Here is a 25,694-nt window from a genome sequence, read left to right as displayed (position 1 = left end):
GGATTCTGTGCAATGACAGGTTCAATTATTGCTGATGCGTTCTTACACTTACCGCGTTACGGTGCGCATGCAATCCCTCCAAATCAGCCAGTATCTCTACATGCGGACCAATATTCTGTAAGCCTTCAGGTGTTAAATGCTGGAAGGTTATTTTCTTGACAAATGAATCAACCGATACGCCCGAATATGCTTTAGCGTAAGCACTGGTAGGCAAAGTGTGGTTGGTGCCCGATGCATAGTCACCCACACTTTCGGGCGTTTGGTTGCCCAAAAATACCGAGCCTGCGTTAATAATTTGATTAGTGATTTGCGACCAGTTTTCCGTAGCCAAAATTAAGTGCTCGGGAGCATATTGGTTGCTGAACTGCATGGCTTCGCTAATACTACTTACTACCAAAGCGTAAGAATTATCAATAGCTTTTCCGGCCATCTCAGCACGTGGCAGCACAGGTAGTTGCTTGTTCAGTTCTGTGACAGTAGCTTGTGCAATATCCGCAGAAGTAGTGACTAACACGCATTGGCTATCTGTACCATGTTCGGCCTGTGCCAATAAATCAGCAGCAATGTAAGCCGGGTTGGATGTTTCGTCGGCAATTACCAGTACTTCAGATGGTCCGGCTGGCATATCTATAGCGGTAACGGTGGTAGACTGGATAATAGTTTTTGCCTTGGTTACAAACTGGTTACCTGGGCCAAATATCTTATCTACTTTGGTCATGCTTTTAGTTCCGTAAGCCATGGCGGCTATTGCCTGCGCACCACCAGCCAGATAAATGCGGTCAATGTTCAACAGTTGAGCTACGTAGGCAATAAACGCGTTTACCTTACCATTTTTTTGCGGTGGAGAACATACCACAATTTCGTGGCAACCGGCTATACGGGCGGGTATACCCAACATTAAAAATGTACTAGGCAACACGGCAGAACCGCCTGGAATATACAAACCCACTTTTTCAATAGGCCGTAACTCGCGCCAGCAGGTTACGCCAGGCATGGTTTCTATTTTGTCTTCAGCCCTAAGCTGGCTTTCGTGAAATTTAAAGATATTTTGATAAGCAACTTCAAGCGCTGTTTTTTGCTCGGGCAACAAAGCTGTAGCAATTTCAGCCAGCTCATCTTTTTCAAGATAAAGCTTGTTCAATGTTACCTTGTCAAAGCGTTGTGCATAATCAAACAGCGCGCGGTCGCCTTGCTGCTGTACGGTTTCAATAATTTGCTCTACAACACTGCGTATTTCGTCAGCCGGATCTACGTTGCGTTGTGTCAGCTCTTTTACTTCCGCCTCACTTAAATCGGCGTAATTATAAACTTTAAGCATATTAAATCTTATTAATAGCTCCTCCTTTAAGGGGCGGGGGTTAAAGTATTATTTTTTCTATTGGCATTACAACGATGCCTTGTGCACCTGCCTGTTTTAGTTGGCTGATTCTATCCCAAAAATCTCTTTCAGGAATAACGGTGTGCACCGCCACCCATTCCGACTCGGCCAAAGGCACTACCGATGGGCTTTTGACGCCAGGTAACAATTGCAATACGGCATCTAAATTAGCACGCTCTACATTCAATACCACATACTTGGTTTCTTTAGCACGCAACACTGATTGTACCCGTTGAATGAGTTCCTGAATCAGATCCTCATTTTCGCTGCCTTTGCGGCCAATCAGAACTGCTTCAGATGACATCACATCCGCAAATGGTTTTAACCCATTGCTTTTCAGTGTTCCGCCCGTTGATACTAAATCGCAAATAGCGTCGCTTAAACCCAAACCTGGAGAAATTTCAACAGAACCCGAAATAGTGCGGATATCCGCTTCAATGTTATTTTGTTTTAAAAACTTGCTTAATATAACAGGGTAGGTGGTGGCAATGGATTGGCCATTTAATTCGGCTATGCTTTGTACTGTGCTGGTGTTTTGCACAGCAATTTTCAAAGAGCATTTACCAAAACCTAATTTTTGCAGGTAGGCAACATCCACTTCGGTTTCCTGTATCACGTTTTCGCCTACAATGCCCAAGTCAGCAATGCCATCCTGCACATATTCAGGGATATCATCATCACGCAAAAAGAGAATTTCAAGCGGGAAGTTAGATACTGGTGATATTAAAGAGCTTTTGTAATTTTCGAAATTAAGGCCGCAGTTTTTTAACAGCTCTACAGATTTTTCATTGAGCCTTCCTGATTTTTGGATGGCTATTTTAAGTGTTTTCACAAATTGGGAATTTATAACTATAAAAAAATTAAAACGGGGGTTGTTATTTCACGTAGAAACATACATCATCAATTATCGCCACAGGGGGCGATGGTGCAGATGAAGATGATGTAGAGTATAACCGTTCATTTTTATAGCTTATCTTTAGATGAGCGTGGCAAATATAATTACTTATTTTACAATACAAAATTTATGCGATTGTGTTTTGGCTCAATATCTCGTAATTGTGACATTCGCACTAAAAGTTATTTGCAAGCGATCAAATTTTAAAACAAAGTGTAGCAGTTTTTGCTTAAACGGTATCAATCAACCCTGGCTTTATACTTAAATGAATCATTGGTCTGCCTGTAAAAATATATTAGTTATACGCCCGGATAACATGGGCGACCTGCTCATGACAACGCCTGCCATCCGTGCACTCAAACAGAGTTTCGGCGCCAAAATCACAGTGCTTACCTCGTCTATGGCTGCAGGAATAGCACGCATGATCCCGGAGATAGACCAAATAATCGTATTTGATGTGCCTTGGGTTAAAACACAACAGGCAGGCGGCGAGCAAGCAGTTTTAACGGTGGTAAACGAATTAAAACAGCACAAGTTCGATGCAGCCGTAATCTTTACCGTATATAGCCAAAACCCGTTGCCTACTGTAATGTTAGCTTACCTGGCCGGTATTCCATTACGTTTGGCTTATTGCCGCGAAAACCCATATCAATTACTTACCAATTGGGTGGCTGATAAAGAACCTTATGATTTTATAAAGCATCAAGTACGCCGCGACCTAGATTTAGTGGCTACCATTGGTGCAAATACCGATAATGAGCAGTTAAGCTTACAAGTACCTGACCTGTGGCCACAGGTGTCATTAAAACTGCAATCTTTAGGCATAGACATTGATAAGCCCTGGCTGGTAATGCACCCAGGTGTAAGCGAGCCAAAACGTGAATATCCTGTGGAGCTATGGGCCGAAGCAGCAAATAAAGTGGTAGCTGATTTAGGATACCAGGTTTTACTGACGGGATCTCCGTCTGAGAAAACTTTGGCTGAAAAGATTAAATCAAAAACTCACAACAGTATATTCAATGTAGCCGGTGAGTTTAAGCTGGATGAATTTATAGCTTTAATAAAACAAACCCCGTTGCTAATATCAGTAAATACAGGTACTATTCATATTGCAGCGGCCACCGGTACGCCGGCAGTAGTATTGTATGCATTAACTAATCCGCAGCATACACCGTGGATGGTACCAAGTCAAGTGCTGCCGTTTGCTGTTCCTTTAACTGAGCAAAGCAAAAATGAGGTGATTGTGCACGTAAATAGGTATTTCAACGAGCAAACAATTGAAATGCCTCGTGCAAATGATATTATTGTTGCAATAAATCATTTGTTGAACAATGAAAATTTACTACCTGATGATTTGATAAAATACGTCGGAAAAAGTCTCGAGACTAAATAATTACAGTTTTGGAGTTTTTGCCCACATAGTCCTATGTAAAGCTAATTTTCAATGGAACCATCATTGATTACCGGTAATTGAAACAGGCTTTGCGTTCCTAATACATAAAAAAGCAGCAACCCTATTAGTAAAAAAAGAAACATAAATAATAGCCATTTCCGCAGGCTGGGTTTCTCATTCATTACAGGTTCTTCATAGACAGTCTTTACGCGTTTATGAAAACGTTTGCGAAGTTCAATGGCTATAGGTGTGACAGACCTTTTTTTTGACATAAGTAGTGTTTGTTGCAGCAATAACTTCAAAAGTAATGTTTTGTTGACGTACAAAGGTAGCCAACCCGCTTTCAATGCCATATTTGAAGCGTACAACTTTTTTCACGATTGTTTGTAAGTAATAAGCATAGCCGCGGCTGTGCTTATTTTATGGATCATTACAAAGTTATTATAGCCGTTATTGGTGTTGCTGCGTTGGGGATGGCCTGGATGCCGGCCTTTACAAAAAAAACCGGTATATCATATGCACTGGTATACATGATATTAGGTGCCATATTGTATACAGTTTTTCGCGAAGAATTGCCTGTTCCCGATCCGCGTAAAAATTCAGTTTACGCTCTCCATTTGTCAGAGTTGGTGATCATTGTATCGCTGATGGGTACGGGTATTAAAATTGACCGTCCGTTTTCATTCAAAACCTGGCAAAGTCCAGTTCGTTTAATTGCACTGGCTATGATAGCATGTGTTGCTATTGCCACCGGACTAGGCTATTTGATGCTTAGCCCCAACATGGCATCGGCGCTGCTGCTGGCAGCAGCACTAGCGCCTACCGACCCGGTGCTGGCCTCTGATGTACAAGTAGGTCCGCCTAATGAGAAAGTAAGGTTCGAAACCAAATTTGCCCTGACAGCTGAGGCTGGCATGAATGATGGCTTAGCTATGCCATTTGTGCTGTTGGCTATTGCCATAGCAAATGTTGGCGCTCCGGGTGCTAATAATTTATGGCATTGGCTGGGATATGATTTGATAATACGTATGATTATCGGTTTGGTTTCCGGTCATCTTATAGGCCGGCTACTAGGCTATATTGTATTTCGTGTTTCGGATAAATTTAAAGTGCTTGAAACCCGCGATGGATTTGTGGGGTTGTCTCTTACCTTGATGGTTTATGGTATAACCGAGCTGTTACATGGCTATGGCTTTGTGGCTGTGTTCGTTGCTGCGCTTACGTTAAGACATTATGAGAGTGGTCACCAATACCATTCCCGTTTGCATGCGTTTACCGACCAAACCGAGCGTATTATATTGGCTATCGTGTTAATTTTATTTGGTGGAAGCCTTTTTAGCGGTGTATTGGATGCATTGAACTGGAAAATGGTAATGTTTTCTGTTCTTTTCTTGTTTTTCCTTCGTCCGCTTACCAGCTATTTAAGCTTGATGCCGTGTAAAATTCACAGTCGCGAAAAATGGGTAATTAGCTTCTACGGCATCCGGGGAATGGGTTCTATCTATTACTTATGCTTTGCAACGCAAGAAGCACATTTTGCTTATGCTAATGAGCTGTGGGCTACTGTTATGTTCACTATTTTGCTTTCTATAATTGTGCACGGCCTTACGGCTACTACTGTGATGAAACGGATGGAAGAACGTTTTGCCCATGATATTAAGAAACATGAATATCAAAACTCCTGAGAAGTAGATATACAGAATTAGTATTTTAATAATAAACTGCCGGATAACCAATGCACCGACAGTTTATCCGTTACTCTTAGTCTTCGAGTAACTCAGGTGCCAGCAACTCAAGTGCCGGAACATTTTCCTGAATGCGTGCATAATCCACCGGACTTTTACCAAAACGGTCGCGCAGGTGTCTATCAGCACCATGTTGTAGCAGCAGCGCTATCAATCCCACATGACCAAAGGTAGCAGCAAAGGTAAGGGCCGTAGCGCCGTTACCATTGGGTAAATCAATTGTGGCTTTGTTTTCTAATAGCTTTTTACCAATATCTGTATAGCCTTTAAAGCAAACACCCATCAAAGCCGAATTGCCCATAGCATCCTGTAAATCAGGGTTAGCGCCGGCTTGCAGTAAAACATCTACGGCTTCAGCACAATTGTGGTAGGCAGCTACAATTAGGCCGGTTGAGCCGCGTCCGTCAACAGCGTTTACATCGGCACTAACTAAAGCGCCTTTCAGTTCATCGGCCTTGTTTAAACGGGCCAATTCAAAAATATCGGTAGGTTGCATAGTCATAATTGATAAAAGTGTACTGCTCAATTTTGTTTGAGCAAAACAACTCTTTTTGTATTTCTGATTGATATAACTCTTTACTAATGAAATTGGATTTTAAAATTTGTTATTTAATATATCGTTTTCAATGAAAATTACATGCTGACTTAAGGTAATAGACTTTAAGTATTTATAATAATATCAGCGATAACAGGATGAATGGAACACGTACAAAATATAAAGGCGAAATTTATCCAAGCCATAAAATAGTGGCTAAGCACAACAAGGTTAATTAAGCGGTGGTGCACTTAAGACAGCAAAATTGTATTTAAGTGTATTGATAGCTATCAATACAAAATATATGTTAAACCGAGTATATCACTATATTACATACACTTCATGACCCCTTACGAAGAACAGGCGCATATCCAGTTACAGTTCTGGCAATACCGCATGCAGAAAACGCCATCTCTGACAGGTAGGTTAACAGCCAGGTTGCAGGAGCGGATGAATAAACTTATTCCGGAAAAAGTACATCGCGTAATTACCTTAACCATTGAAAAAATGGTTAAAGCCGTATTGTTTGGCGCCAAATACACTTCAACCAAACCTTTACCACGTGATGCATCCTTACAAATGCGGGAGATGCATATTAAACAGCAAATTGAATTTTATCAAAAAACTGCTACGGTAGAGGGGGCCGTAACCGGTGCAGGTGGTATTCTGTTAGGGTTGGCCGATTTTCCGGTGCTACTTGGTATTAAAATAAAGCTATTGTTTGATATAGCTGCGTTGTATGGGTACAATGTTAAAGATTATCAAGAGAGGATGTATATACTTTATGTATTTCAGTTAGCTTTCTCGAGCCAGCAACGGAGAAATGAGGTATATGCCATACTTGCTGATTGGGATGCCTATTATCGCTCATTACCGAACGATGTTGACACTTTTAACTGGCTTACTTTCCAGCAAGAATACCGTGATTACATTGATTTAGCTAAGATGGCGCAGTTAGTACCGTTCATCGGTGCCGCTGTAGGAGCGATAGCCAATTACAAACTGGTAGCGTTATTAGGTGAGACAGCAATGAATTGTTATCGTATGCGGCGGTTTACAGCCTTGCCTGCACTTGAAGCATGAGGTTGCCTTACAACTAGAAAAGCTTTACAGTTGAAATAATTTTAGTGTATTATTAAAGCACTGTAATATATTGTAAATTTGTAAAATAAATTATACCGGTTTTGTGGCATTTAAACATAATATCATACAAAATTGCACAGTTGCGCCCGCATAATTTAAGTTGTTAGGCTAATCAAATCTAACCTTTTCATGATGCTTTACTACCTCATATATATCAGCAAAACTGCACAGGACATGCTTGAACCCGATTTGGCAGAATTGCTGGAAGAGTGCCGGGCACATAACGAGCCAAATCAGCTTACCGGTATGCTGCTTTACTTGCAAGGCCAGCCTGGCAGCAACCAACCCCACGGACGTTTTATACAGGTTTTGGAAGGCGACAAACATCAAGTGCTTAGCATTTTTGATAAAATAAAAAAAGATAAAAGGCATCACCATGTGATGGTAATTAATGAGGGCGCTATTACTAAGCGAAGTTTTAAAACCTGGAGCATGGGCTTTGAAACAATGGATATGGAAACTTTCAAAAATCGCCAAGGATACTTTGATCTCAATAATGAGTTTTTGCAAAGTCGCGGTAGCCAGCATTTTAACCTCCCGCTAAACTTTCTTAAGTCATTTTACATGATGCGTCTCAAAAATACGGGTTGATGCTAGTTTAGCTGCAATGTACAGCCGTCGTTTTATCAACCTAAGTTGGGTATTATACTGCCTAGATCTTGTTACATTAACTACATGTCCCAAATTTATATCCATTTGACCTTTCTGAGGACGATTGCATTACAACCACAGTCCTCAACTGAACAAACAAAGCGTAATCAACGCCGTTTTTTATTGACATCCTGTTTATACTAGCCCATCAAAATTTTCTCACTATTCTAACATAAAATATGAAGTTGTTCTATCTTATTTATATTAGCCGGGCCACAGGTGTAATGCTTGATGAGGATTTAAAAAAAATTGGGCACGAAAGTCAGTCTTGGAATGAAGTACACGCCTTAACAGGTATGCTGTTGCACTTGAGAGGTGAGTTGGGCGCACCCGGTTATGGACGTTTTATGCAAGTGCTTGAAGGACCGGAAAACGAAGTGCGCTATATATTTGATAAAATACGGCAAGACAAACGGCACTACAATATTATTAAGATGAGCGAAGGCCCTATTGCCAAACGCAATTTTAAAACGTGGAGCATGGGGGTGGAGGCCATGGATATGGAAACCTACCTGAACCAGCCCGGTTACTTTGAATTAACCGACGATTTTTTGCAATCCAAGCAAGGGCAAGATTTTAATCTGCCGCTTAATTTTTTGAAGTCGTTTTACCAGATGCATTTACGTAAAACGGGATCATAAATGCTTGTTATTATTACTTGCAAGGGAAGCTAAAATTGTAAAAGGCGAACTGTACTACAGTTCGCCTTTTTTATCGTTTATTATATAATCTAAGTTTTATTCAATGCGCCAAATTTTACTATAAGAATAATTCTCCAGGGCTACCGGGTGTAACGATAGTTCTAATTCGCATAAAGCCATTTTTTAACCTGTACAGTTGCGCATTCTCATCATATAGGTTTGCCTCAAATTTGGCTTCAATCAAATATATGCTGTCTTTCAGTTTTTCTACTTTAGTAATCTGAAAACTTGAATTATTCTGAATACTTGTCGATAGTGAAGATCGAACGAGTATAGTAGCGCCGGGAATTTTAGTAGTAAGATTATCAAAATCGATAGCGACACCATCCATCGTGTTTTCTTTATCTAAATCTACTGCAAACGGTATATTGCCTACTTTAAAAATTTCAAGATTGCTTTTAGGCTTTAGTAACAATCCTTCTTTTTGAAGTTCTTTATCATTATATTTTTTATTAAAGTATATAGATAATCGTTTACTTGTCTCTTTAAGCATGAAGCCGTAGGAGACGCTGTATAGCGTTGAGTCTGGTACACCATACCAATGATAGCCGCCCGTTTCGTAAGCTAACTTGCCGCCTTCAATTACAGAGGCCGATTTTTTGATGTTAACAGGCTGGTTGCCTACACCTGTTGTAAACCTTTGATCAAAAGCATAAATTTTGTTATTAAGCGAGAAAGTTATGCTGTCGGTGTATACAATTGCTTTTTCAGAAACGGGAGCGGGAGGTTCTGCCTGTTGGCCGTTATCTTTTTTGCAAGATTGCAACGCAGCAACAACTATTAAAACTGTAAGGTAAGGTTTAAGTATATTCATGTTTTAAATATACTAATAGATTTAAAAGTGATGCAATAATAATGTTTTTCGCTGCTTACCAAAACCAAGCTTTATACTTCCAGCATCCGTAAAAATGCCAGTAAACAGAGGCAAAAGGTATAATGGCCGAGGTGCACAGCATTTCGTAAATGTGCGTAGCATCATGTGAGGTGTGAGATAGGCGTTTTAAAGCAAATTGCAGCGTAAACATCAGCCATACGGCAAGGGTAATTAACGCCAGTATGGTATGCCCCGCCAGCAGGCAGATTATCCCGATAAAGAAACTCAGAAACATGACATAATAGCTAGCAGGGGGCTTTGCCTGAATTTGCTGCTGATACAACTCCGGATACTTTTTGTATAGCAAGGCATTAAATAACGTTTTCTTTTGCTCTTTGATACTTACTCCCCAAGGCGCCTGGCGTACGGGGTGTACAATCATGGCTTCGTCTACCTTACGCAGTGGTATACCGGCTTGCAATAGTTTAAAGTGCAGGTCGCTGTCTTCGCGCCAGGCCATGGCAAAGCGTTCATCAAAGCCGCCCACTTTTTCCAGTGCTGCACGTGTACATGCGCAATTGGCGGTTACAAAGTCGGCAGTTTCCAAGCCAGCAGTGTTTTGAGCAAAATCGGTTGGATGAGGTGGTAATGGTACAACTACACGCCCGGTGAACGCTGCTAAAGGTTCACCTTTCCAGGCTCGCAGGTAGCCCGATAACCAGGTGGGCGAGGGGATGGTATCATCGTCGGTAAAAGCAATAAATGGCGCTTGGGCATGTTGCCAGCCATAATTACGTGCCGCTGCGGGGCCACCTTTTTTGGGCATAGCCAGGTAACGTAGAATGTTAGGCTGGTTGGCTAAGTTAGCAATAGCTGTGGCAGTTGCCTCATCGGGGCCGTCGCTTACTACAATAACTTCAAAATCAGAAAAAGGCAAATCCTGATTACCGAGCGCCCCGATGCATTTTAAAAGCAAATCGGGGCGACGGTAAGTAGGTATAACAACAGAAATGCAGGGCATTATTATTTCTCAATCACAAATGAACCAATCACCAACGCATCAAACGGCGACGACCAGAAGCACTCGATTGCATCGCGCGGTGTACAAACAATAGGTTTACCTAAAGTATTAAATGAAGTGTTTACCAGCACTGGTACACCGGTTTTGCGTTGAAAAGCTTTCAATAAATCATAGTAGTTTTTATGCTGGCGCTCGTTTACTGTTTGTATACGGGCTGTACCATCGGTATGGCGTACAGCCGGAATTTGGTCTGCTTTCTCGGGCTTCACATCATAAATGAACAACATGAAAGGCGAGTAGCTGGCATTTTCAAACCAGTTGCCGGCTTCCTCTTCCAGCACTACAGGCGCAACAGGACGAAAATCTTCACGATCTTTCACCTCATTCAACCGCTGTTGCATAGCCGGGCTTATCGGTGATGCTAAAATTGAGCGGCTACCCAATGCCCTTGGACCAAATTCCATACGGCCTTGGTACCAGCCGATGATTTTGTCTTGTGCCAATATGTCGGCAGTCTCTTCAGCAATATTGTTCAGTTTACGATAAGGTACTTTGCACCATTTCATAAACTTTTCAATCTCCTCGTCGGTATATTCTGGTCCCCAGTAGCAGTGCTCCATCACAAAATCGCGCTTGGTAGCTTTGCGTTGCTGGGCATCTACCCACAGGGCAGCGCCCAAAGCGGTACCATCATCGCCAGAGGCAGGTTGTACCCATATGTTCTGAAATGCACCTTTATCGCGGATGCGGGCATTGGCCACACAGTTAAGCGCTACGCCACCTGCCATACACAAGTTTTGTTCGCCGGTTTCTTTCTGCAGCCAGTCGGTTATTTCAAGCAAGGTTTCTTCCAAAACCAATTGCAATGAGTGGGCAATATTAAAGTGATGTGCCGTGAACTCCTCGTGGCGCAGGCGCATAGGGTCAAAGCGTTCCACAAAGTTTTTGTTTTCGATGGTGTATTGTCCGTTAGGGCCAACTTTTATAATCTCGCGGAAATCTTTTACAAACTCTGGCTTGCCGTAACTGGCTAGGGCCATCACTTTGTATTCGTCTGACGAATGCAGGAAGCCCAAATGGGTAGTTACTTCTTCATACAACAAACCTAAAGAATTAGGGAAATTCACCTGGCCAATACGTTTTAAGTCGTGTCCGTTACCAACGCTGTAAGTGGTGGTGGCGTTTTCACCCCGGCCATCAACCGTCATTACCGCGGCACGCTCAAAAGGTGAGCAGTTAAAAGCACTGGCCGCGTGAGCTACGTGATGATCTACAAAATGCCATTTTTCGCGAGGAACGTTGGCGCCAACAAAGCGTTTTTGCAGGTGATGCGGCCAGCCGTCATTTAGCTGCCCAACGGCGTTAATGATGGATGATAAAAACAGCGGATCCCATACGTTCAGCCAATCTTGGTTGATTGGATCGGTTGAGGGCTCGAATGGTATATCAATAGTACCCTTGCCTTTGTATTGCTCATTAATAAGCTGATAAGGGTCAAATGAATAAGCAATGTGGTCTACATCATTAATGTGAATGCCGGCTATCTTTAAACAATAGTCGATGGCATGAAATGGCAATTCCCAGGTGCTGAATGGCACCGGGCGTTTGCCGTGTTTTATGTGGGTAAAACGTTCCTCTTCCGTAGCGGCTAAAAGCTGACCGTCTTTAATAATACACGCTGCTGAGTCATGAAAAACAGCGTTGATGCCTAAGGTGTACATGTGTGGTAGATGTTTTTATAAGTTCAGTGTTTTGCACCCATAAAAGGATAAAACCACCTTAAAGGTTTTTAAAGATTGCAGAATGTGGATAAGTTTAACCGGTGGTTAATGTAAAATCGGCATGGTGAAACTGCCGAATACAACAGTTTGCTTTTCATTTAATAATTATTTAAGCAAATCTTAACATAGCGAATTACAATAATATTCATGAATTGTTGTTTGATAGCTTTATTCAACTTAAATCTTTATGAACAAAAAACTCTTCCTGATGCTGTCGGTGGTGGCAGCTTCTATTACCACAAAAGCGCAAACACAAAAAGGAAATCATTTGCTAGGCGGCGGGTTTGGCGTTGGTTTTGACAAAGCCACTGTAACAGGAATGTCCAACAATGCAAATTACCAGTATTTGAAGAAAACAACAAGCCTTTCTGTTGGCCCAACCTACAGTTTTTTTATTGCTGACAAATTAGATTTGGGTATTTCGGGCAATTGGAATTGGGGTAGAAGCAGATATACCGATCAAGATAATTCAATTACTTATAAAGGGCAGCAATCCGATAACTCTACAAGTGTTTTAGCAAACGTTTATCTGCGTAAATATTTCTTATACAATAACAAGGTTGGTATTCGGACAGGGCCGTTTGTACAATATTTATACGGGAGGAGCAGGAGTTTCTATGTGCAAAATTTAGTTGACGATTATAATGTAGCAGATACTAAATTTAGTACTAAGGCGTTTTCTGCCGGAATAGGGCTAGACTTTGTGTACTTCCCAACTTCCAGATTGGGTATTACTGCCGCTCTTGGTAGCCTCGCCTATAGTCACGCCAACCAAAGTCAAGATGATATTTACCGCACTAAAACAGATAGTTTCGGTGTGTCGCTCGTAAGTAGCTTAAACTTATCGCTGGTTTTTGCCTTGGGCAACTAAGTATTCAATTGAAGTGTTGCTAACATTGCTTAAGACACTTAGCAACACTTCAAATTATTAAATTAACGTAACAATAGCCTTTCAATATCCTGCCATGAATCTACCCTCGTGTGCTGATGTTCACGATTGTTTATATTGTGGGGTTGTGTAAACAATAATGTTTGCCCCTTAAAGCTATCTAAGTTTCTAAACTGGTCGTCAATCATAATATCGGCGCTTATAATATGCTTGGAACCGCAAAATACCATTTGCTGCCAGGTAATAAACGGAAAGTGCTGGCCCAGCCAAGATTGCTTTTCGGGTAAACTTTGTGGAAATTCTGTGGCAGATGAAACGATAAAAACTTCATATTTCTCGTTCAACCTTTTCAATACATCCTGACTGCCCTGCATGACAGGGGTATTCAAGAAAAAGCCGTTTTCATAAATAAATTTACGAATTGAAGGAAACGCTTCCGCCTCATGCATACCCATTACTTCTTCGGGTTGTTTGCGCCGGCCAAAGTCGCGCTCGTCGTACGCATAAAATTGTTCATACACATCGGCTAGCACGCCGTCCATGTCAACTGCTATTCTTTTCATAAGTTTTTGGTAATACTTGCAAGGTAACAGCTTATTACGGATCATCAAAAGGTTAAAGCGATTATGTTTAACTTTAACGCGTTATGATGTCGATTAAAACTATTAGTGTTTTAGGCTGCGGTTGGTATGGTTTGCCGCTGGCCAAAGCCCTTTTACAGCAAGGCTTTCAGGTTAAGGGTTCAACTACATCGGCTCAAAAGTTAGATGTGCTGGCAGATGCCGGTGTTATCCCTTATTTACTTAACATCAGTACAGAACATCAGCAGTACGAATCTGATTTTTTTGACTGCGATGTACTTTGGATTAGTATCCCGCCCAAGAGCAGGCAAGGGGAGGCCGGTGCTTATTTGCAAAAAATTAAAAGTATAATCGATATAGCCAAGCAACACAACGTTAAGCAAGTTGTTTTTATTAGCTCAACAGGGGTTTATGGTGATGTGAATGCCGAGTTGACCGAACTGGATGTACCCATGCCAGATACCGATTCCGGTTGCGCCTTGCTCGAGGTGGAAACTTATCTGCAACAACAAACCGCCTTTACTACAACTATTCTTCGCTTTGGCGGATTGCTTGGGCCTAACCGCGAGCCGGGCCGGTTTTTTGCGGGTAAAAAAGCTATCCCTAATGGTGAAGCGCCTGTTAATTTGATACACCTTGCCGATTGCATAGGCGTCAGCCAAGCAATTGTAGCACAGCACGCTTTTGGAAAAGTTTATAATGCTTGTGCACCACACCATCCTACCAAAGCCCATTTTTATGCTAAAGCCGCTACTGCAATTGGCTTGGATACCCCCGAATTTATACCAGAGTTACAGCAATGGAAAACGGTGAATAGCGTACATGTAAAGCCCGTATTAGGATATACTTACCAAGTGAATAATTGGGATAAATGGCTGGACAGTCTCTTTTAAAATTTAATTATTTAACTTTTTCTTAAAAAACTAAACATTATTGGATTTTGCCTTGTCTGTTAATAATAAGTTCAATTATTACTAACGGTAAATAAAGCACTATGGGAAAAGGAGATCGTAAAACCCGGAAAGGGAAAATTACTAAAAAGTCGTTTGGTAAAACCAGGCCACACAAAAAGGACAAAAAGCAAGCAGCCGAAAAAACGGCTGCGTAATAACTAAAAAGCCATATGCTAAAACATATGGCTTTTTAGTTTTCGTAAACGGGTAACTAACTTTTAGTGGAGCTGTAAATGCTCATCGTCGGCCAAACAACTGTTTACGGTGCTGTAAAGTTGCTCTAAGTCAAACGGCTTTTGTACAAACGCGTCCGACCCGTAATCGCCTAGCGATTCCAGTACCCTTGGGTAAGCCGAAAGAATAATAACCGGCAGATGCGACGTCAGCGGATTTTTTTTGATTTGGGCGCACATTTCGCCACCATTAATACCCGACAGTAAAAAGTCGAGCATCACTAAATCCGGTTGATGCTGCTGCACACTCTTAATGATGTCGTCACAATAAGTCATTGTAACCACCTCATAGCCTTCCCCAACCAAGGCATCCTCCATTACGTTGAGAATGTCCTGATTATCATCCAGGATCAATAATCTTTTCAACATGAAATTATTTATAATTGGTAATTGGTTAAACAAAGGTAGTATTAATTAAGTTTGTGCAATAGTCGGCATTAAATTATAACTGATTGTTAACGAGGCATTAAATTTCACATGTGAAAATGTGTTTCATGTATATGCACATACAAGCAAAAGGCCGTTTATAGTTAAACGGCCTTTTTTGTAAGCGGATATAAAAACAACTTATTTAATTTCAATTTGGCGGGTTACGCTTTTGGCTTCTTCTTTTTTGGCTATGCTAATATTTAGCACCCCATTATCATAAATAGCTTCAATGCGGCTGTCGTCTGCACTTTCGGGCAATGTAAACGAGCGGACGAAAGAGGAGTAGCTAAATTCACGTTTGTTATACTTTTTGTTATTGGCTGTGCTTTCGGTACGTTGTTCAACGGATACGGTCAGCATGTTACGTTCGGTTGATATTTTAAAATCTTGCTTGTTTAGGCCAGGCGCTGCCAGTTCAACATGATATTCTTCAGGTGTTTCACTAATGTTTACCGCAGGCACACGTGTTATCAAGCGGTCGGCCACAAATGAATCGTTAAAGAATGATTCAAAGATGTCGGTAAATTCTGGCATTAAGCCACTGTTCTTTTTTTCTGAATTCCATTTAACCAAGCTCATAGTTTTTTCCTCCTTAAAATTTAAAAAATGAATGAACTATAAAATGTTAATTAAATTGTATGAACGATGTTCACTTGTAAATAATCAACCTAAATGCCAAACGGATTTCGATATCATAAACTGCCAATTTTTCAACAGCCAAATATCCGCTAAATGAAAATTTTTCAGCAAAAATGTCAAAATTTCAATTATAGGCCTATAGAGGCACCAGCATGCGTCTCAGGCTGATGCTGTCGCCTTTAAAGCAATTGAAATCAACCGCATGGTTAATGCCGTTTACATGGGCTTTGTCGGAGTGTTGCCAAAACCACCAATTAGTTGCTTTCTTAACTTTTAGCTCTTCTTTATAGTAATGGGCTATCCATAACGGATATTCGTCAAAGTGTCCTTGCAGGTAGTCGCGGTAAAAACTGAGTCCTGAGTAAATGATAGGTTTAACATGTGTCCGATTTTCAACATGTTTTAAAAAAGCCTGCAGTTCCTGACGCATTTTAGCCGGCGCCGTATTATCCAGTTGTTCAATGTCTACCACCAGCGGCAAATCGCCTTGCTCTACATCAACATTTTGTAGAAAGAAACGAGCCTGCCACAAGCCGCTTTTGTATGGTCTGAAATAATGGTAGGCACCACAAATAATACCGGTTTTAGGTGCCTCGCGCCAGTTACGCTTAAAATACGGGTCAACCGTTAATAAACCTTCAGTTGCTTTGATGAAGGCGAAAGTGATATGCACGCTATCTTCTTGCATGGCTTTAACCTTGTGCCAATCTATCTTACCTTGCGCATATGATACATCAATACCATGTATGCTGTATTTACGCGGAATATCAATAGCAAAACTTTTGTAAGTACGGTAATTTGGATCGCTGCCAATGTCGCGCACCCAGCGCCAGGTGGAGGTAAACATCTTTACCACATAGCCATAATAAAACGGCGATAATAAAATGAGTAATATACCTGCAAGTGCTATTTTCCAGGCCATCGGCCATTGGTTAGCATCTGTTTTTTTCTTTTTGGCAAGCGCTTTTTTCCGGGCCACCGGTTTTTTCGTAACTGTGGGCTTTTTAGGGGGTATGGGTTTGGGAGATACAGCACTCATCAATACAAAAATACGAAGCTGCTGGATTAAAATTCCAAATTATTTAGTAATGACTGATAGTGACAAAGTTAAGGACCCGATCTGCAAGTTGATTAAAAATTGAATATTTTAACAAAAGTGTCGATTTAAAAAAGCATAGCGATGCAGATATGCTAGCCGATTAGTGTCTAAATTAGCAGCGTCAAAAATGTAGTATAATGAGCAAACTAACTCCATTCCATGTAGCGGTACCTGTGTATGATTTGGAAGAAGCCCGCCGCTTTTACCGTGAGGTGCTGGGCTGCAGTGAAGGGCGAAGCAGCGATATCTGGACTGATTTCAATTTGTATGGGCACCAATTTGTAATTCACTTTAAACCTCGCCCACAAAATATTGAAGCGCATCATACCAACCCTGTTGACGGACATGATGTGCCCATACCGCATTATGGTGTGGTGCTGGAGTGGGATGATTGGCACCTATTGGCTGACCGCCTAAAAGCCCACGGTGTAAAATTCATTATTGAGCCTGGACTCAGGTTTGCTGGTAAGCCGGGCGAGCAAGCCACTATGTTTTTTCTGGACCCGTCGGGCAATGCTTTGGAGTTTAAGGCATTTAAAGACATTGGGCAACTGTTTGCCGTTTAGTCAGAAACGCATAGCGGACGATTTGACAATTTATAACATTTTAACGGATGAAACGAGTAGTGGTATTAACTGGCGCTGGTATAAGTGCCGAAAGCGGTTTGAAAACATTTAGAGACAGCGACGGCTTATGGGAAGGGTATGATATAGAAGAAGTAGCCACACCGCAGGCCTGGCAGCGTAACCCCGCAATGGTGCAAGATTTTTATAATATGCGCCGTAAATCGGTTTTGGAAGCTGAACCTAACGCTGCCCACTATGCACTTGTACGTTTACAAGAAAAGTATGATGTAGTTATTATCACTCAAAATATAGATGATTTACACGAGCGGGCCGGGTCGAAAAACGTGGTTCACCTTCATGGCATTATTACGCGTTCTCAATCCAGCTTGAATTCAAATTTGACTTATCCGATTGAGGGGTGGCAACTTGGGATGAACGAAGTTTGTGAGTTAGGATCGCCATTGCGCCCGCATGTGGTATGGTTTGGAGAGGCAGTGCCTATGATTGAAACTGCTGCCCAGATATGTGGTACAGCAGATGTTTTTATGCTGGTTGGAACATCGCTGGCAGTTTATCCGGCCGCTGGCTTGGTTGATTTTGTGCCGAACGTTGTACCTAAATACATCGTAGATCCTAATATACCTTATGTGCGTGGCGGTAACTCCATCATTAAGGTTGAACATAAAGCTACCATTGGTGTGCGAAAGGTTGTGGATGAGCTGATGAATGCTGGTTAAATCAGATCGGTTTGGCAGGAATATTAACAAATCTATAATACATTCCAGACGATATACTATAGATGACATATAACTAAAAATGTCATCTCGAACGATAGCATGAGATCTTTTGAAAACTGACAGGTTAATTTATCGCTTTTAAAAGATTTCTCGCTATCACTCGAAATGACATCTGTATTTACTCAGTAAATGATTGGCTTATGCAAACCAGGCCATTACGCTTTCTTTACTTGGCATAGGCAAATCCAGTTTTAGTTTTTTGCGCATACCGCCTAAATCGTTATAAAATTTATTAGGGTTGGTTGCTCTTAGTTGTTCCACGGTATTAATACCCATTTGATTGATTACCGGTACCCACTCGGCAGGTACGCCAATGTGCACAAAATCATCAACGGTAGATACTTTCACCTTCTTTTCGGGGCGCATTTGCGGGAAGAATAATACTTCTTGAATGGTGCTTTGGTTGGTCATCAGCATTACCAAACGGTCTATGCCAATACCCAAGCCTGATGTTGGCGGCATGCCATATTCCAGAGCGCGTAAAAAGTCGTCGTCCATAGCCATGGCTTCCTCATCACCACGTCCGGCAAGCAGTAATTGTTCTTCAAAACGCTCGCGCTGATCGATGGGGTCATTTAGCTCGGAGTAGGCATTACCTATTTCCTTACCGTTTACAAACAACTCAAAACGTTCTACCAGGCCGTCTTTAGTGCGGTGCTTTTTAGCAAGCGGAGACATTTCAATGGGGTAGTCTGTTATGTAAGTAGGCTGTATCAGGTCGGCTTCTACCTTAGCGCTAAAAATCTCGTCAATCAATTTACCTCTGCCCATCGTATCGTCAGCCTCAATGGCCAGATCGCGGCAGGTTTGACGCAGTTGCGCCTCATCCATTGCCGAAACATCAATGCCGGTATATTTTAAAATGGAATCATACATTGATAGCTTTTCGTACGGACCGGCAAAGTTGATTTCGTGTTGCCCGACTTTTACAATCGGAGTGCCGTTTACAGCTGTCGCCACTTTTTCCAGGCATTCCTCTACCATAGACATCATCCATACATAGTCTTTATAAGCTACGTAAATCTCCATCATGGTAAACTCGGGGTTGTGCGTACGGTCCATACCTTCATTACGGAACATTTTACCAAACTCGTATACACCATCAAAACCAGCTACAATCAGACGTTTCAGATACAACTCATTGGCGATGCGCAGATAAAGCGGCATATCCAGCGTGTTGTGATGTGTGTTAAACGGACGTGCCGCTGCACCACCATGCACAGACTGCAGAATTGGGGTTTCCACTTCCATCCAGCCTTGCTCGTTAAAGTAATTTCGCATGGTGCTAATTACTTTTGAGCGGTTGATGAAAATTTGTTTGTATTCGGGGTTTACTGTCAAATCCACATAACGCTGGCGATAGCGCAATTCGGGGTCTGTAAAGCCGTCATATATGTTGCCATCATCGTCGCGTTTTACTACTGGTAGTGGTTTTAACGATTTTGACAGGATGTTAAGTTCTTGAACATGAATAGATATTTCGCCTGTTTGGGTTAAAAAAACATAACCTTTAACACCTACATAATCGCCAATGTCCAGTAGCTTTTTAAAAACGGTGTTATATAAGGTTTTGTCTTCGCCGGGGCAAATCTCATCGCGTTTAATGTAAACTTGGATACGGCCGGTGGTATCCTGTATTTCGGCAAAAGAAGCATTACCCATAATGCGGCGGGTCATGATACGGCCTGCCAGGGTTACTTCCTTATATTTTTCGGGATCGGTATTAAAGTTTTGGATAATGTCCTGAGCCCAGGCATTCACCGGGTAGGCTTCGGCAGGATAAGGGTTAATACCCAGCGCACGTAATTGCTGTAACGACTCGCGGCGTAATATTTCCTGTTCCGATAAGGCTGCAATACTCATAGTAAAAACGGTATTTTATGAAGGTGCAAAGATAGGGATTTTTTGGTGAGTGATGAGGGCTTGGTAATATGATGTTGTAATAAAGCACAGGCGTATTTCATAAATGATTAATTAACCATGTTAATGATACCAAGAAGATATTTTGTTTTAGCTATTTTAATGGCACATTAACAATAATATGATACCAGATTTCCTCAAACCGTTTGAGAAAGACATTGAGAACTATAGGCTTGAGTGTGTCAGAATCTCCGCAAAGCCAACAAGTGAGATCGTAAAGAACTCTGTAGATGATAGTAAATTTTTAGGTGTTCCTTTTTTACCCAAATATCTGAACTATCCAACAGATGAAAATGGAACCCCTATGATTATGCTAGCTCAAATTAATTTCAAAGATGTGCCTCATTTGCCAGATTATCCAGAAAGAGGAATATTGCAACAATTTGTGTCTTCTACAGATTGGTACTCAGATGAAAGTTGTGTTACACTGTATCATGAAGATACTAATGTAGAGATACATGAAAGATTCGACTTCTTAACAGATAATCTTTTTGATGAATCGCCCATCTATAGAGAACACAAACTATTTTTCACAAATAAAATAGAGTTTGGAGGCACCGAAGATTTTCGGTTTAATTACGTTTTTAATGGTATGAATTATTATAACTACCTGGAAACGTTAAACAAGAATGAGCAAAGAGAGCTTGATGCCTTTTTTGATAGCGCTGGTCATAAGATTGGAGGGTATGCTTATTTTACTCAAGGTGATCCGCGAGACTACAATCCGAAAAATAAGCAAGATGTGCAATTAATCCAAATAGATACAGATGATCACATAATGTTTGGCGACTCCGGCGTCGCTCATCTTTTTATAAATGAAACTGATTTAAAAGCGAAACGATTTGAAAATGCCTACTTTTATTGGGATTGCTGTTAAATAAAAAAGTCCGTTTTAAACGGACTTTTTTATTATTATGTTATTAATACTTTAATCGGCATCTACCTCTTGCAAATACATCTCGTCTATCGCCTGAGCGTATTTCTTCTCAATTACTTTACGTTTCGCTTTCAGCGTGACGGTCATTTCACCTTCTTCCATGCTAAACGGATTGCGTTTTACTTTAAAGTTTTTGATGCGCTCAAATTTAGCCAGTTCGTTGCTTAGCTTGCGTATGTCTTGGTTAAGCCAGTCGATGATTTGTTTGTCGTCTACAAACACCTCGGGCTTTTCAAACCAAGCTTCGTTTAAGCCAAACGTTTCTTGCAATAGTTCTTTAGGTGGTACTACAATGGCGGTAACGTATTCACGGCGATCACCTACCAAAAATATCTGTTCTATTTTAGGGCTTTTCAAATAAGTATTTTCAACCGGGGTAGGGTAAATGTTTTTTCCATAAGCATTTACCAGCATATTTTTTAAGCGGTCGGTAATTTGAAGGTAGCCTTTATAAAAGCGACCGATATCACCACTATGGAACCAGCCGTCAGCATCAATGGCCGTGGCGGTTTCTTCAGGTTTGTTCCAGTAGCCTTTCATCACGGCTATGCCTCGCATAATAATTTCGCCTTCTTCAGTTATGAGATTCGGGTCGGTAGAATCATGCGTTTGGATGGTATATATTTTTTTGGTATCAATGTTTTGTATAGCAATTTCGCTGCCTGGTAAAACGCGGCCGGCAGTACCATACACCTGGCGGTCGAACTCGGTAACACAAACCGGACCTGTTGTTTCGGTTAAACCGTATCCTTCTAAAACCGGTATACCTACGTTACCAAAAAATTCCCCTACGTTTTTAGGTAATGCGCCACCACCAGAAATCAGAAATTTTAAACGGCCACCAGTTTTCTCTTTAATCTTGCTAAATACAAGTTTGTCAGCTAGTTTATGTTGCTGACTCAATAATAACCCCGGCGTTTTACCCTGCTCTCGTTTTTCGCGGTATTGCTTGCCAATTTTAAACGCCCACAAAAAGATGGAAGTTTTCATTCCGCCGGCGGTAGTGCCGTTTTTCATGGCCTTATCGTGTATACGTTCCAACAATCGGGGTACGCAGTTCATAATAGTTGGCCTTACCTCGGTCATGTTACGGGCCAATAGTTCCAGGCTTTGCGCAAAAGCAATCTGGCAACCTGCACCTAAGCACATGTAATACGTAGCTGCTCGCTCAAATACGTGCGAAAGCGGAAGGAATGACAAAAAGCAATCGTCTTTATCGACAATCGAAATTTGAGTTAAGCCTGCCCAAACGGTTTGTACAAAGTTACTGTGCGTAAGTATTACGCCTTTAGGCGTACCTGTAGTGCCAGAAGTATAGATAAAGCACGAGATGTCCGAAGGTAAAATTGCTTCACGTGCAGCATTAATGGCTTGTGCGTACTGTGATACCAAAGCATTGCCTTCTTCAATCAGTTTATCAAAGCTGATGACGCCTGCATTTAGATTTACCTTTTCTGTATATTTTTCATAGTCGTCAAAAACTGGGATGATACGTAACAGCGAGGGGCAGTTATTGGCTACCTTTAATACTTTTCGCAGCAAAAAAGGGTTGCCCACTAAAATGGCTTTTGCACCAGAATCGTTTAAAATATACTCTGTTTCTGCCTCGGTAAGGGTGGGATAGATAGAGGCGTTAATAGCACCGATCTGCTGCAAAGCCTGGTCGAAATAAATATATTCCGGACCATTCTCGATAACCAAACCCAAGCGATCACCTTTTTGTATCCCCATGTTTAGAAACCATGCCGATATGGCATCAGCCTTATCAATTACCTCGCGGTAAGATATGTTTACCCAGCTGTCTTTTATTTTATGTGAAAGGAAGGTATGTGTTTCTGGATGTATTTGGGCAACCACATGGCGTATAAGGGCAGGAACCGTAGTTGGTTTTGTTGCAGTAGTCATCAAGTTTAAATATTTGGCTTATAATTAACAAACTTATGCTATTTACTATAATAAACAAAAAGCATGCTAGTGCTTAATTGTTTGCAGGCAAAGCAATAAGTATTAATTATAAAATTAGCGCGCAAATGTACAATCCTGCATGCTAAAACGCAAAAAGGCGCTCTTAGAGCGCCTTTTTATATCTTGCAAGTTAATAAAGTTTATACCGAGAAGCTTTCACCGCAACCGCAGGTACGGCTGGCGTTAGGGTTATGGAAGTTAAAACCTTTACCGTTTAAGCCGTCCGAAAAGTCAAGCTCAGTACCGGCCAGGTATAAAAACGATTTCATATCCAAAGCCATGCGTACGCCTTTGTCTTCAAAAAACTGGTCGCCTTTTTTTTCCTCGTTATCAAAATCAAGGTTGTATGACAGACCTGAACAGCCACCACCCTGAACTGATACCCGTAAAAAGTACGTGCTATCTAACTGCGCGTCCTTAATTAAGTTATCAATTTTATCTTTTGCTTTATCTGTTACAGTTACCATTGCTTAGTATTTAATATCAAGTAGTAATAACAAGATTAAGTATTATTTAGTCTTATTCTTAACTACGTTGTGCAAATATATACTAACAAAACAAAAGCCAAAAATCTGAACCAGACAAAGTGTCGTAATTCAGACTTTTAGCTTTTGTTTTTACAAATTAATGATGTGATTTTTCAAGCTCAATAGGAGCTAATCCGTTTTTAACGCGATAATCGTTAATGGCAGCTTTGATAGCATCCTCTGCCAAAACCGAGCAGTGAATTTTTACCGGCGGCAAAGCCAGTTCTTCCACGATATCCATGTTATCGATAGACATAGCTTCGTCAATGCTTTTACCTTTTAACCATTCGGTAGCTAAAGATGAAGAAGCAATAGCCGAACCGCAGCCAAAAGTTTTGAATTTGGCATCGGTAATTACATTGTTCTCATCTACCTGAATTTGCAGACGCATTACGTCGCCACACTCTGGGGCACCTACTAAACCGGTACCAACCTGGGTGCTGCTTTTGTCTAAAGTACCCACGTTGCGCGGGTTGGTGTAATGGTCAATTACTTTATCTGAATAAGCCATAGCTTTAAGTATTTGTTGTCAGTTATCAATTGTAAGTTGCCGGTTAAAAAACGGCAACTCATTTAATTAAAATCTTAATCTTAGTGTTCGGCCCACTCAATAGAGTTCAGGTCGATACCTTCTTTGAACATTTCCCAAAGTGGTGAAAGTTCGCGCAGGTGAGTAACCGCTTTTTTAGTTACCTCGATAGCATAATCAACTTCTTCTTCGGTTGTGAAACGGCCTAAACCGAAACGGATAGAAGAGTGAGCCAAATCATCTGACAAGCCTAAGCTTTTCAAAACATAAGAAGGCTCTAACGATGCCGAAGTACAGGCAGAACCTGATGATACTGCTAAATCTTTCATAGCCATCATCAAACCTTCACCTTCAACATACTTAAAAGAAATGTTAGCTACGTGCGGCAAGCGGTGTTCCTGGTTGCCGTTTACATAGCTTTCTTCCAAAACAGTTAAGGCTGCTTGTAATTTATCGCGCAATGCTGATAAACGTGCTGCTTCTGATGCCATTTCTAAACGAGCCAGTTCACAGGCTTTACCTAAGCCTACAATACCCGGAACATTCAATGTACCTGAACGCATACCGCGCTCATGACCACCACCATCCATCTGGGCAGTAACTTTAACGCGTGGTCCTTTACGGCGTACGTATAACGCACCTACACCTTTAGGACCATACATTTTATGAGCTGATAAAGCCAGCAGGTCAATACCGTCAGCATTTACATCAACCGGAATTTTACCTACTGCCTGTGTAGCGTCTGTCATAAACAGTGCACCGTGTTTGTGGGCAATAGCAGCAATTTCTTTAACAGGCTGAATAACGCCAATTTCGTTGTTACCATACATGATGGAAACCAAGATAGTTTCAGGCGTCATTGCGGCTTCTAACTGAGCCAGGTCAACTAAACCGTCTTCTTTAACCGGCAGATAAGTAACCTTACCGCCTAATTTTTCAACGTGTTTGCAGGCATCTAATACAGCCTTATGCTCAGTAACCGCAGTAATAATATGGTTACCTTTATCTTTATACATTTCAAACACACCTTTAATAGCCAGGTTGTCTGACTCGGTAGCGCCTGAGGTAAATATAATCTCTTTTTCGCTGGCACCAATAATTTTGGCTACCTGCTCGCGGGCGTAATCAACACCTTCTTCAGCTACCCAGCCAAAATGGTGATTACGGCTTGCCGCATTACCAAATTTTTGTGTAAAGTAGGGCAGCATAGCTTCCAGCACCCGTGGGTCCATGGGTGTAGTCGCATTGTTATCTAAATATATCGGAAGATTCATATTCGTTGATTTAACAGTACAAAGATAAGTAAAGTTTTACTCGATAGTTAGTCAAAGCTGCCATAAAAGACCTTCAACCGGTCATGTTTATGCAATTTTACTTTGTCATTTTGTTGACGTTACAAAAAGAGTGATTAATATCATATTTTAAAAATTGAATTTTTATATAGGGTATCAATTATTTGAATTGGCAATGTGATAAAGGTACAGAGAAGTGGTCATCTAGCGATATGCTTTTGTAGATATTACCTGCATGTGAATTATCTTAAAGATGGTTATATTATTATGTGGAAAAAATT

At 41.2% G+C, this 25,694-nt stretch carries 27 protein-coding genes; 11 read left to right on the top strand and 16 right to left on the bottom strand.

The features are described 5' to 3' along the window. Positions 1-25 precede the first annotated feature (25 nt). On the bottom strand, positions 26-1,318 hold the full coding sequence (gene hisD, locus GPM24_RS08590) for a histidinol dehydrogenase (protein WP_158826354.1): 1,293 nt from the start codon (positions 1,316-1,318) through the stop codon (positions 26-28). A gap of 40 nt (positions 1,319-1,358) precedes the next feature. Beyond that, a complete protein-coding gene (gene hisG / locus GPM24_RS08585) occupies positions 1,359-2,210 on the bottom strand; it encodes an ATP phosphoribosyltransferase (RefSeq protein ID WP_158826353.1) in 852 nt (283 codons plus the stop codon). A 328-nt stretch (positions 2,211-2,538) separates the two neighbouring features. Between hisG and GPM24_RS08580 the strand changes: the two genes are divergently transcribed. Further along, positions 2,539-3,666 (top strand): glycosyltransferase family 9 protein, encoded by a 1,128-nt coding sequence (locus GPM24_RS08580; protein WP_158826352.1) that lies wholly within the window; start codon positions 2,539-2,541, stop codon positions 3,664-3,666. Between the two features lie 41 nt (positions 3,667-3,707). Here the strand turns inward: GPM24_RS08580 and GPM24_RS08575 are convergent, their stop codons facing one another. Further along, positions 3,708-4,019 (bottom strand): hypothetical protein, encoded by a 312-nt coding sequence (locus tag GPM24_RS08575; protein WP_158826351.1) that lies wholly within the window; start codon positions 4,017-4,019, stop codon positions 3,708-3,710. A 69-nt stretch (positions 4,020-4,088) separates the two neighbouring features. Between GPM24_RS08575 and GPM24_RS08570 the strand changes: the two genes are divergently transcribed. Further along, the gene (locus GPM24_RS08570; protein WP_158826350.1) at positions 4,089-5,351 is read left to right on the top strand and encodes a cation:proton antiporter; all 1,263 of its coding nucleotides are present in this window, start codon (positions 4,089-4,091) and stop codon (positions 5,349-5,351) included. A gap of 76 nt (positions 5,352-5,427) precedes the next feature. Here the strand turns inward: GPM24_RS08570 and GPM24_RS08565 are convergent, their stop codons facing one another. Continuing rightward, positions 5,428-5,913, bottom strand: a complete 486-nt coding sequence (locus tag GPM24_RS08565; RefSeq protein ID WP_199269716.1) for an ankyrin repeat domain-containing protein — start codon at positions 5,911-5,913, stop codon at positions 5,428-5,430. A gap of 375 nt (positions 5,914-6,288) precedes the next feature. On the opposite strand from GPM24_RS08565, the gene GPM24_RS08560 reads away from it, so the two are divergent. The 3 genes from GPM24_RS08560 (at position 6,289) to GPM24_RS08550 (ending at position 8,381) form a co-directional block, all read left to right on the top strand. Next, entirely contained in the window at positions 6,289-7,029 is a 741-nt protein-coding gene (locus tag GPM24_RS08560) for an EcsC family protein (RefSeq protein ID WP_158826349.1), read from the top strand. A 189-nt stretch (positions 7,030-7,218) separates the two neighbouring features. Then, positions 7,219-7,680: a BLUF domain-containing protein gene (locus GPM24_RS08555; protein ID WP_158826348.1), complete on the top strand. Its 462-nt coding sequence runs from the start codon at positions 7,219-7,221 to the stop codon at positions 7,678-7,680. Between the two features lie 239 nt (positions 7,681-7,919). Further along, complete coding sequence (locus GPM24_RS08550) at positions 7,920-8,381, top strand: BLUF domain-containing protein (RefSeq protein ID WP_158826347.1); 462 nt, start codon at positions 7,920-7,922, stop codon at positions 8,379-8,381. 118 nt (positions 8,382-8,499) lie between these two features. Here GPM24_RS08550 and GPM24_RS08545 read toward each other — a convergent pair whose 3' ends face one another. From GPM24_RS08545 to GPM24_RS08535, 3 genes are read right to left on the bottom strand one after another with little or no spacing between them, the layout of a single operon-like run. Beyond that, complete coding sequence (locus GPM24_RS08545) at positions 8,500-9,255, bottom strand: hypothetical protein (RefSeq protein WP_158826346.1); 756 nt, start codon at positions 9,253-9,255, stop codon at positions 8,500-8,502. A 55-nt stretch (positions 9,256-9,310) separates the two neighbouring features. Continuing rightward, positions 9,311-10,276, bottom strand: a complete 966-nt coding sequence (locus GPM24_RS08540) for a glycosyltransferase family 2 protein (protein ID WP_233268765.1) — start codon at positions 10,274-10,276, stop codon at positions 9,311-9,313. Between the two features lie 2 nt (positions 10,277-10,278). Then, the gene (locus tag GPM24_RS08535; protein WP_158826345.1) at positions 10,279-11,997 is read right to left on the bottom strand and encodes a carbamoyltransferase family protein; all 1,719 of its coding nucleotides are present in this window, start codon (positions 11,995-11,997) and stop codon (positions 10,279-10,281) included. Positions 11,998-12,244: 247 nt separating this feature from the next. On the opposite strand from GPM24_RS08535, the gene GPM24_RS08530 reads away from it, so the two are divergent. Further along, positions 12,245-12,928: an outer membrane beta-barrel protein gene (locus tag GPM24_RS08530; RefSeq protein WP_158826344.1), complete on the top strand. Its 684-nt coding sequence runs from the start codon at positions 12,245-12,247 to the stop codon at positions 12,926-12,928. Positions 12,929-12,990: 62 nt separating this feature from the next. Here the strand turns inward: GPM24_RS08530 and GPM24_RS08525 are convergent, their stop codons facing one another. Further along, a complete protein-coding gene (locus tag GPM24_RS08525; RefSeq protein ID WP_158826343.1) occupies positions 12,991-13,509 on the bottom strand; it encodes a 5' nucleotidase, NT5C type in 519 nt (172 codons plus the stop codon). A gap of 83 nt (positions 13,510-13,592) precedes the next feature. On the opposite strand from GPM24_RS08525, the gene GPM24_RS08520 reads away from it, so the two are divergent. Together GPM24_RS08520 and GPM24_RS08515 are read left to right on the top strand one after the other, a co-directional pair. Continuing rightward, positions 13,593-14,420: an SDR family oxidoreductase gene (locus GPM24_RS08520; protein ID WP_158826342.1), complete on the top strand. Its 828-nt coding sequence runs from the start codon at positions 13,593-13,595 to the stop codon at positions 14,418-14,420. 101 nt (positions 14,421-14,521) lie between these two features. Beyond that, positions 14,522-14,635, top strand: a complete 114-nt coding sequence (locus GPM24_RS08515) for a 30S ribosomal protein THX (protein WP_158826341.1) — start codon at positions 14,522-14,524, stop codon at positions 14,633-14,635. Positions 14,636-14,698: 63 nt separating this feature from the next. Here the strand turns inward: GPM24_RS08515 and GPM24_RS08510 are convergent, their stop codons facing one another. The 3 genes from GPM24_RS08510 to GPM24_RS08500 all read right to left on the bottom strand — a co-directional run bounded on the left by GPM24_RS08510 (position 14,699) and on the right by GPM24_RS08500 (position 16,820). Then, positions 14,699-15,082 carry a response regulator gene (locus GPM24_RS08510; protein ID WP_158826340.1) on the bottom strand — a complete coding sequence of 128 codons (384 nt, stop codon included), beginning with the start codon at positions 15,080-15,082 and terminating at the stop codon, positions 14,699-14,701. A gap of 198 nt (positions 15,083-15,280) precedes the next feature. Further along, positions 15,281-15,721, bottom strand: coding sequence for an Hsp20/alpha crystallin family protein (locus GPM24_RS08505; protein WP_158826339.1), 441 nt, complete (start codon positions 15,719-15,721; stop codon positions 15,281-15,283). A 196-nt stretch (positions 15,722-15,917) separates the two neighbouring features. Further along, the gene (locus tag GPM24_RS08500; RefSeq protein ID WP_158826338.1) at positions 15,918-16,820 is read right to left on the bottom strand and encodes a glycoside hydrolase family 25 protein; all 903 of its coding nucleotides are present in this window, start codon (positions 16,818-16,820) and stop codon (positions 15,918-15,920) included. Positions 16,821-17,017: 197 nt separating this feature from the next. Between GPM24_RS08500 and GPM24_RS08495 the strand changes: the two genes are divergently transcribed. After that, a complete protein-coding gene (locus GPM24_RS08495; RefSeq protein ID WP_158826337.1) occupies positions 17,018-17,446 on the top strand; it encodes a VOC family protein in 429 nt (142 codons plus the stop codon). Between the two features lie 47 nt (positions 17,447-17,493). Next, positions 17,494-18,183, top strand: coding sequence for an SIR2 family NAD-dependent protein deacylase (locus GPM24_RS08490; RefSeq protein WP_158826336.1), 690 nt, complete (start codon positions 17,494-17,496; stop codon positions 18,181-18,183). A 198-nt stretch (positions 18,184-18,381) separates the two neighbouring features. On the opposite strand, the gene lysS is transcribed toward GPM24_RS08490, so the two are convergent. Next, on the bottom strand, positions 18,382-20,106 hold the full coding sequence (gene lysS / locus GPM24_RS08485) for a lysine--tRNA ligase (RefSeq protein WP_158826335.1): 1,725 nt from the start codon (positions 20,104-20,106) through the stop codon (positions 18,382-18,384). A 178-nt stretch (positions 20,107-20,284) separates the two neighbouring features. Here lysS and GPM24_RS08480 point away from each other — a divergent pair, with 178 nt between their 5' ends. Continuing rightward, positions 20,285-21,040 (top strand): YwqG family protein, encoded by a 756-nt coding sequence (locus GPM24_RS08480; RefSeq protein ID WP_158826334.1) that lies wholly within the window; start codon positions 20,285-20,287, stop codon positions 21,038-21,040. A gap of 51 nt (positions 21,041-21,091) precedes the next feature. On the opposite strand, the gene GPM24_RS08475 is transcribed toward GPM24_RS08480, so the two are convergent. The 4 genes from GPM24_RS08475 to GPM24_RS08460 form a co-directional block, all read right to left on the bottom strand. After that, positions 21,092-23,005, bottom strand: a complete 1,914-nt coding sequence (locus GPM24_RS08475) for an AMP-dependent synthetase/ligase (protein ID WP_158826333.1) — start codon at positions 23,003-23,005, stop codon at positions 21,092-21,094. Between the two features lie 200 nt (positions 23,006-23,205). Then, positions 23,206-23,532, bottom strand: a complete 327-nt coding sequence (locus GPM24_RS08470; RefSeq protein WP_158826332.1) for a HesB/IscA family protein — start codon at positions 23,530-23,532, stop codon at positions 23,206-23,208. A 157-nt stretch (positions 23,533-23,689) separates the two neighbouring features. Further along, positions 23,690-24,103 (bottom strand): Fe-S cluster assembly scaffold IscU, encoded by a 414-nt coding sequence (iscU, locus tag GPM24_RS08465; RefSeq protein WP_158826331.1) that lies wholly within the window; start codon positions 24,101-24,103, stop codon positions 23,690-23,692. 80 nt (positions 24,104-24,183) lie between these two features. After that, complete coding sequence (locus GPM24_RS08460) at positions 24,184-25,395, bottom strand: IscS subfamily cysteine desulfurase (protein WP_158826330.1); 1,212 nt, start codon at positions 25,393-25,395, stop codon at positions 24,184-24,186. Positions 25,396-25,694: the final 299 nt, after the last annotated feature.

It is taken from the genome of Mucilaginibacter lacusdianchii (assembly GCF_009770985.1).
GTDB lineage: Bacteria > Bacteroidota > Bacteroidia > Sphingobacteriales > Sphingobacteriaceae > Mucilaginibacter > Mucilaginibacter lacusdianchii.
This window is presented reverse-complemented; position numbering and strand designations above follow the sequence as displayed.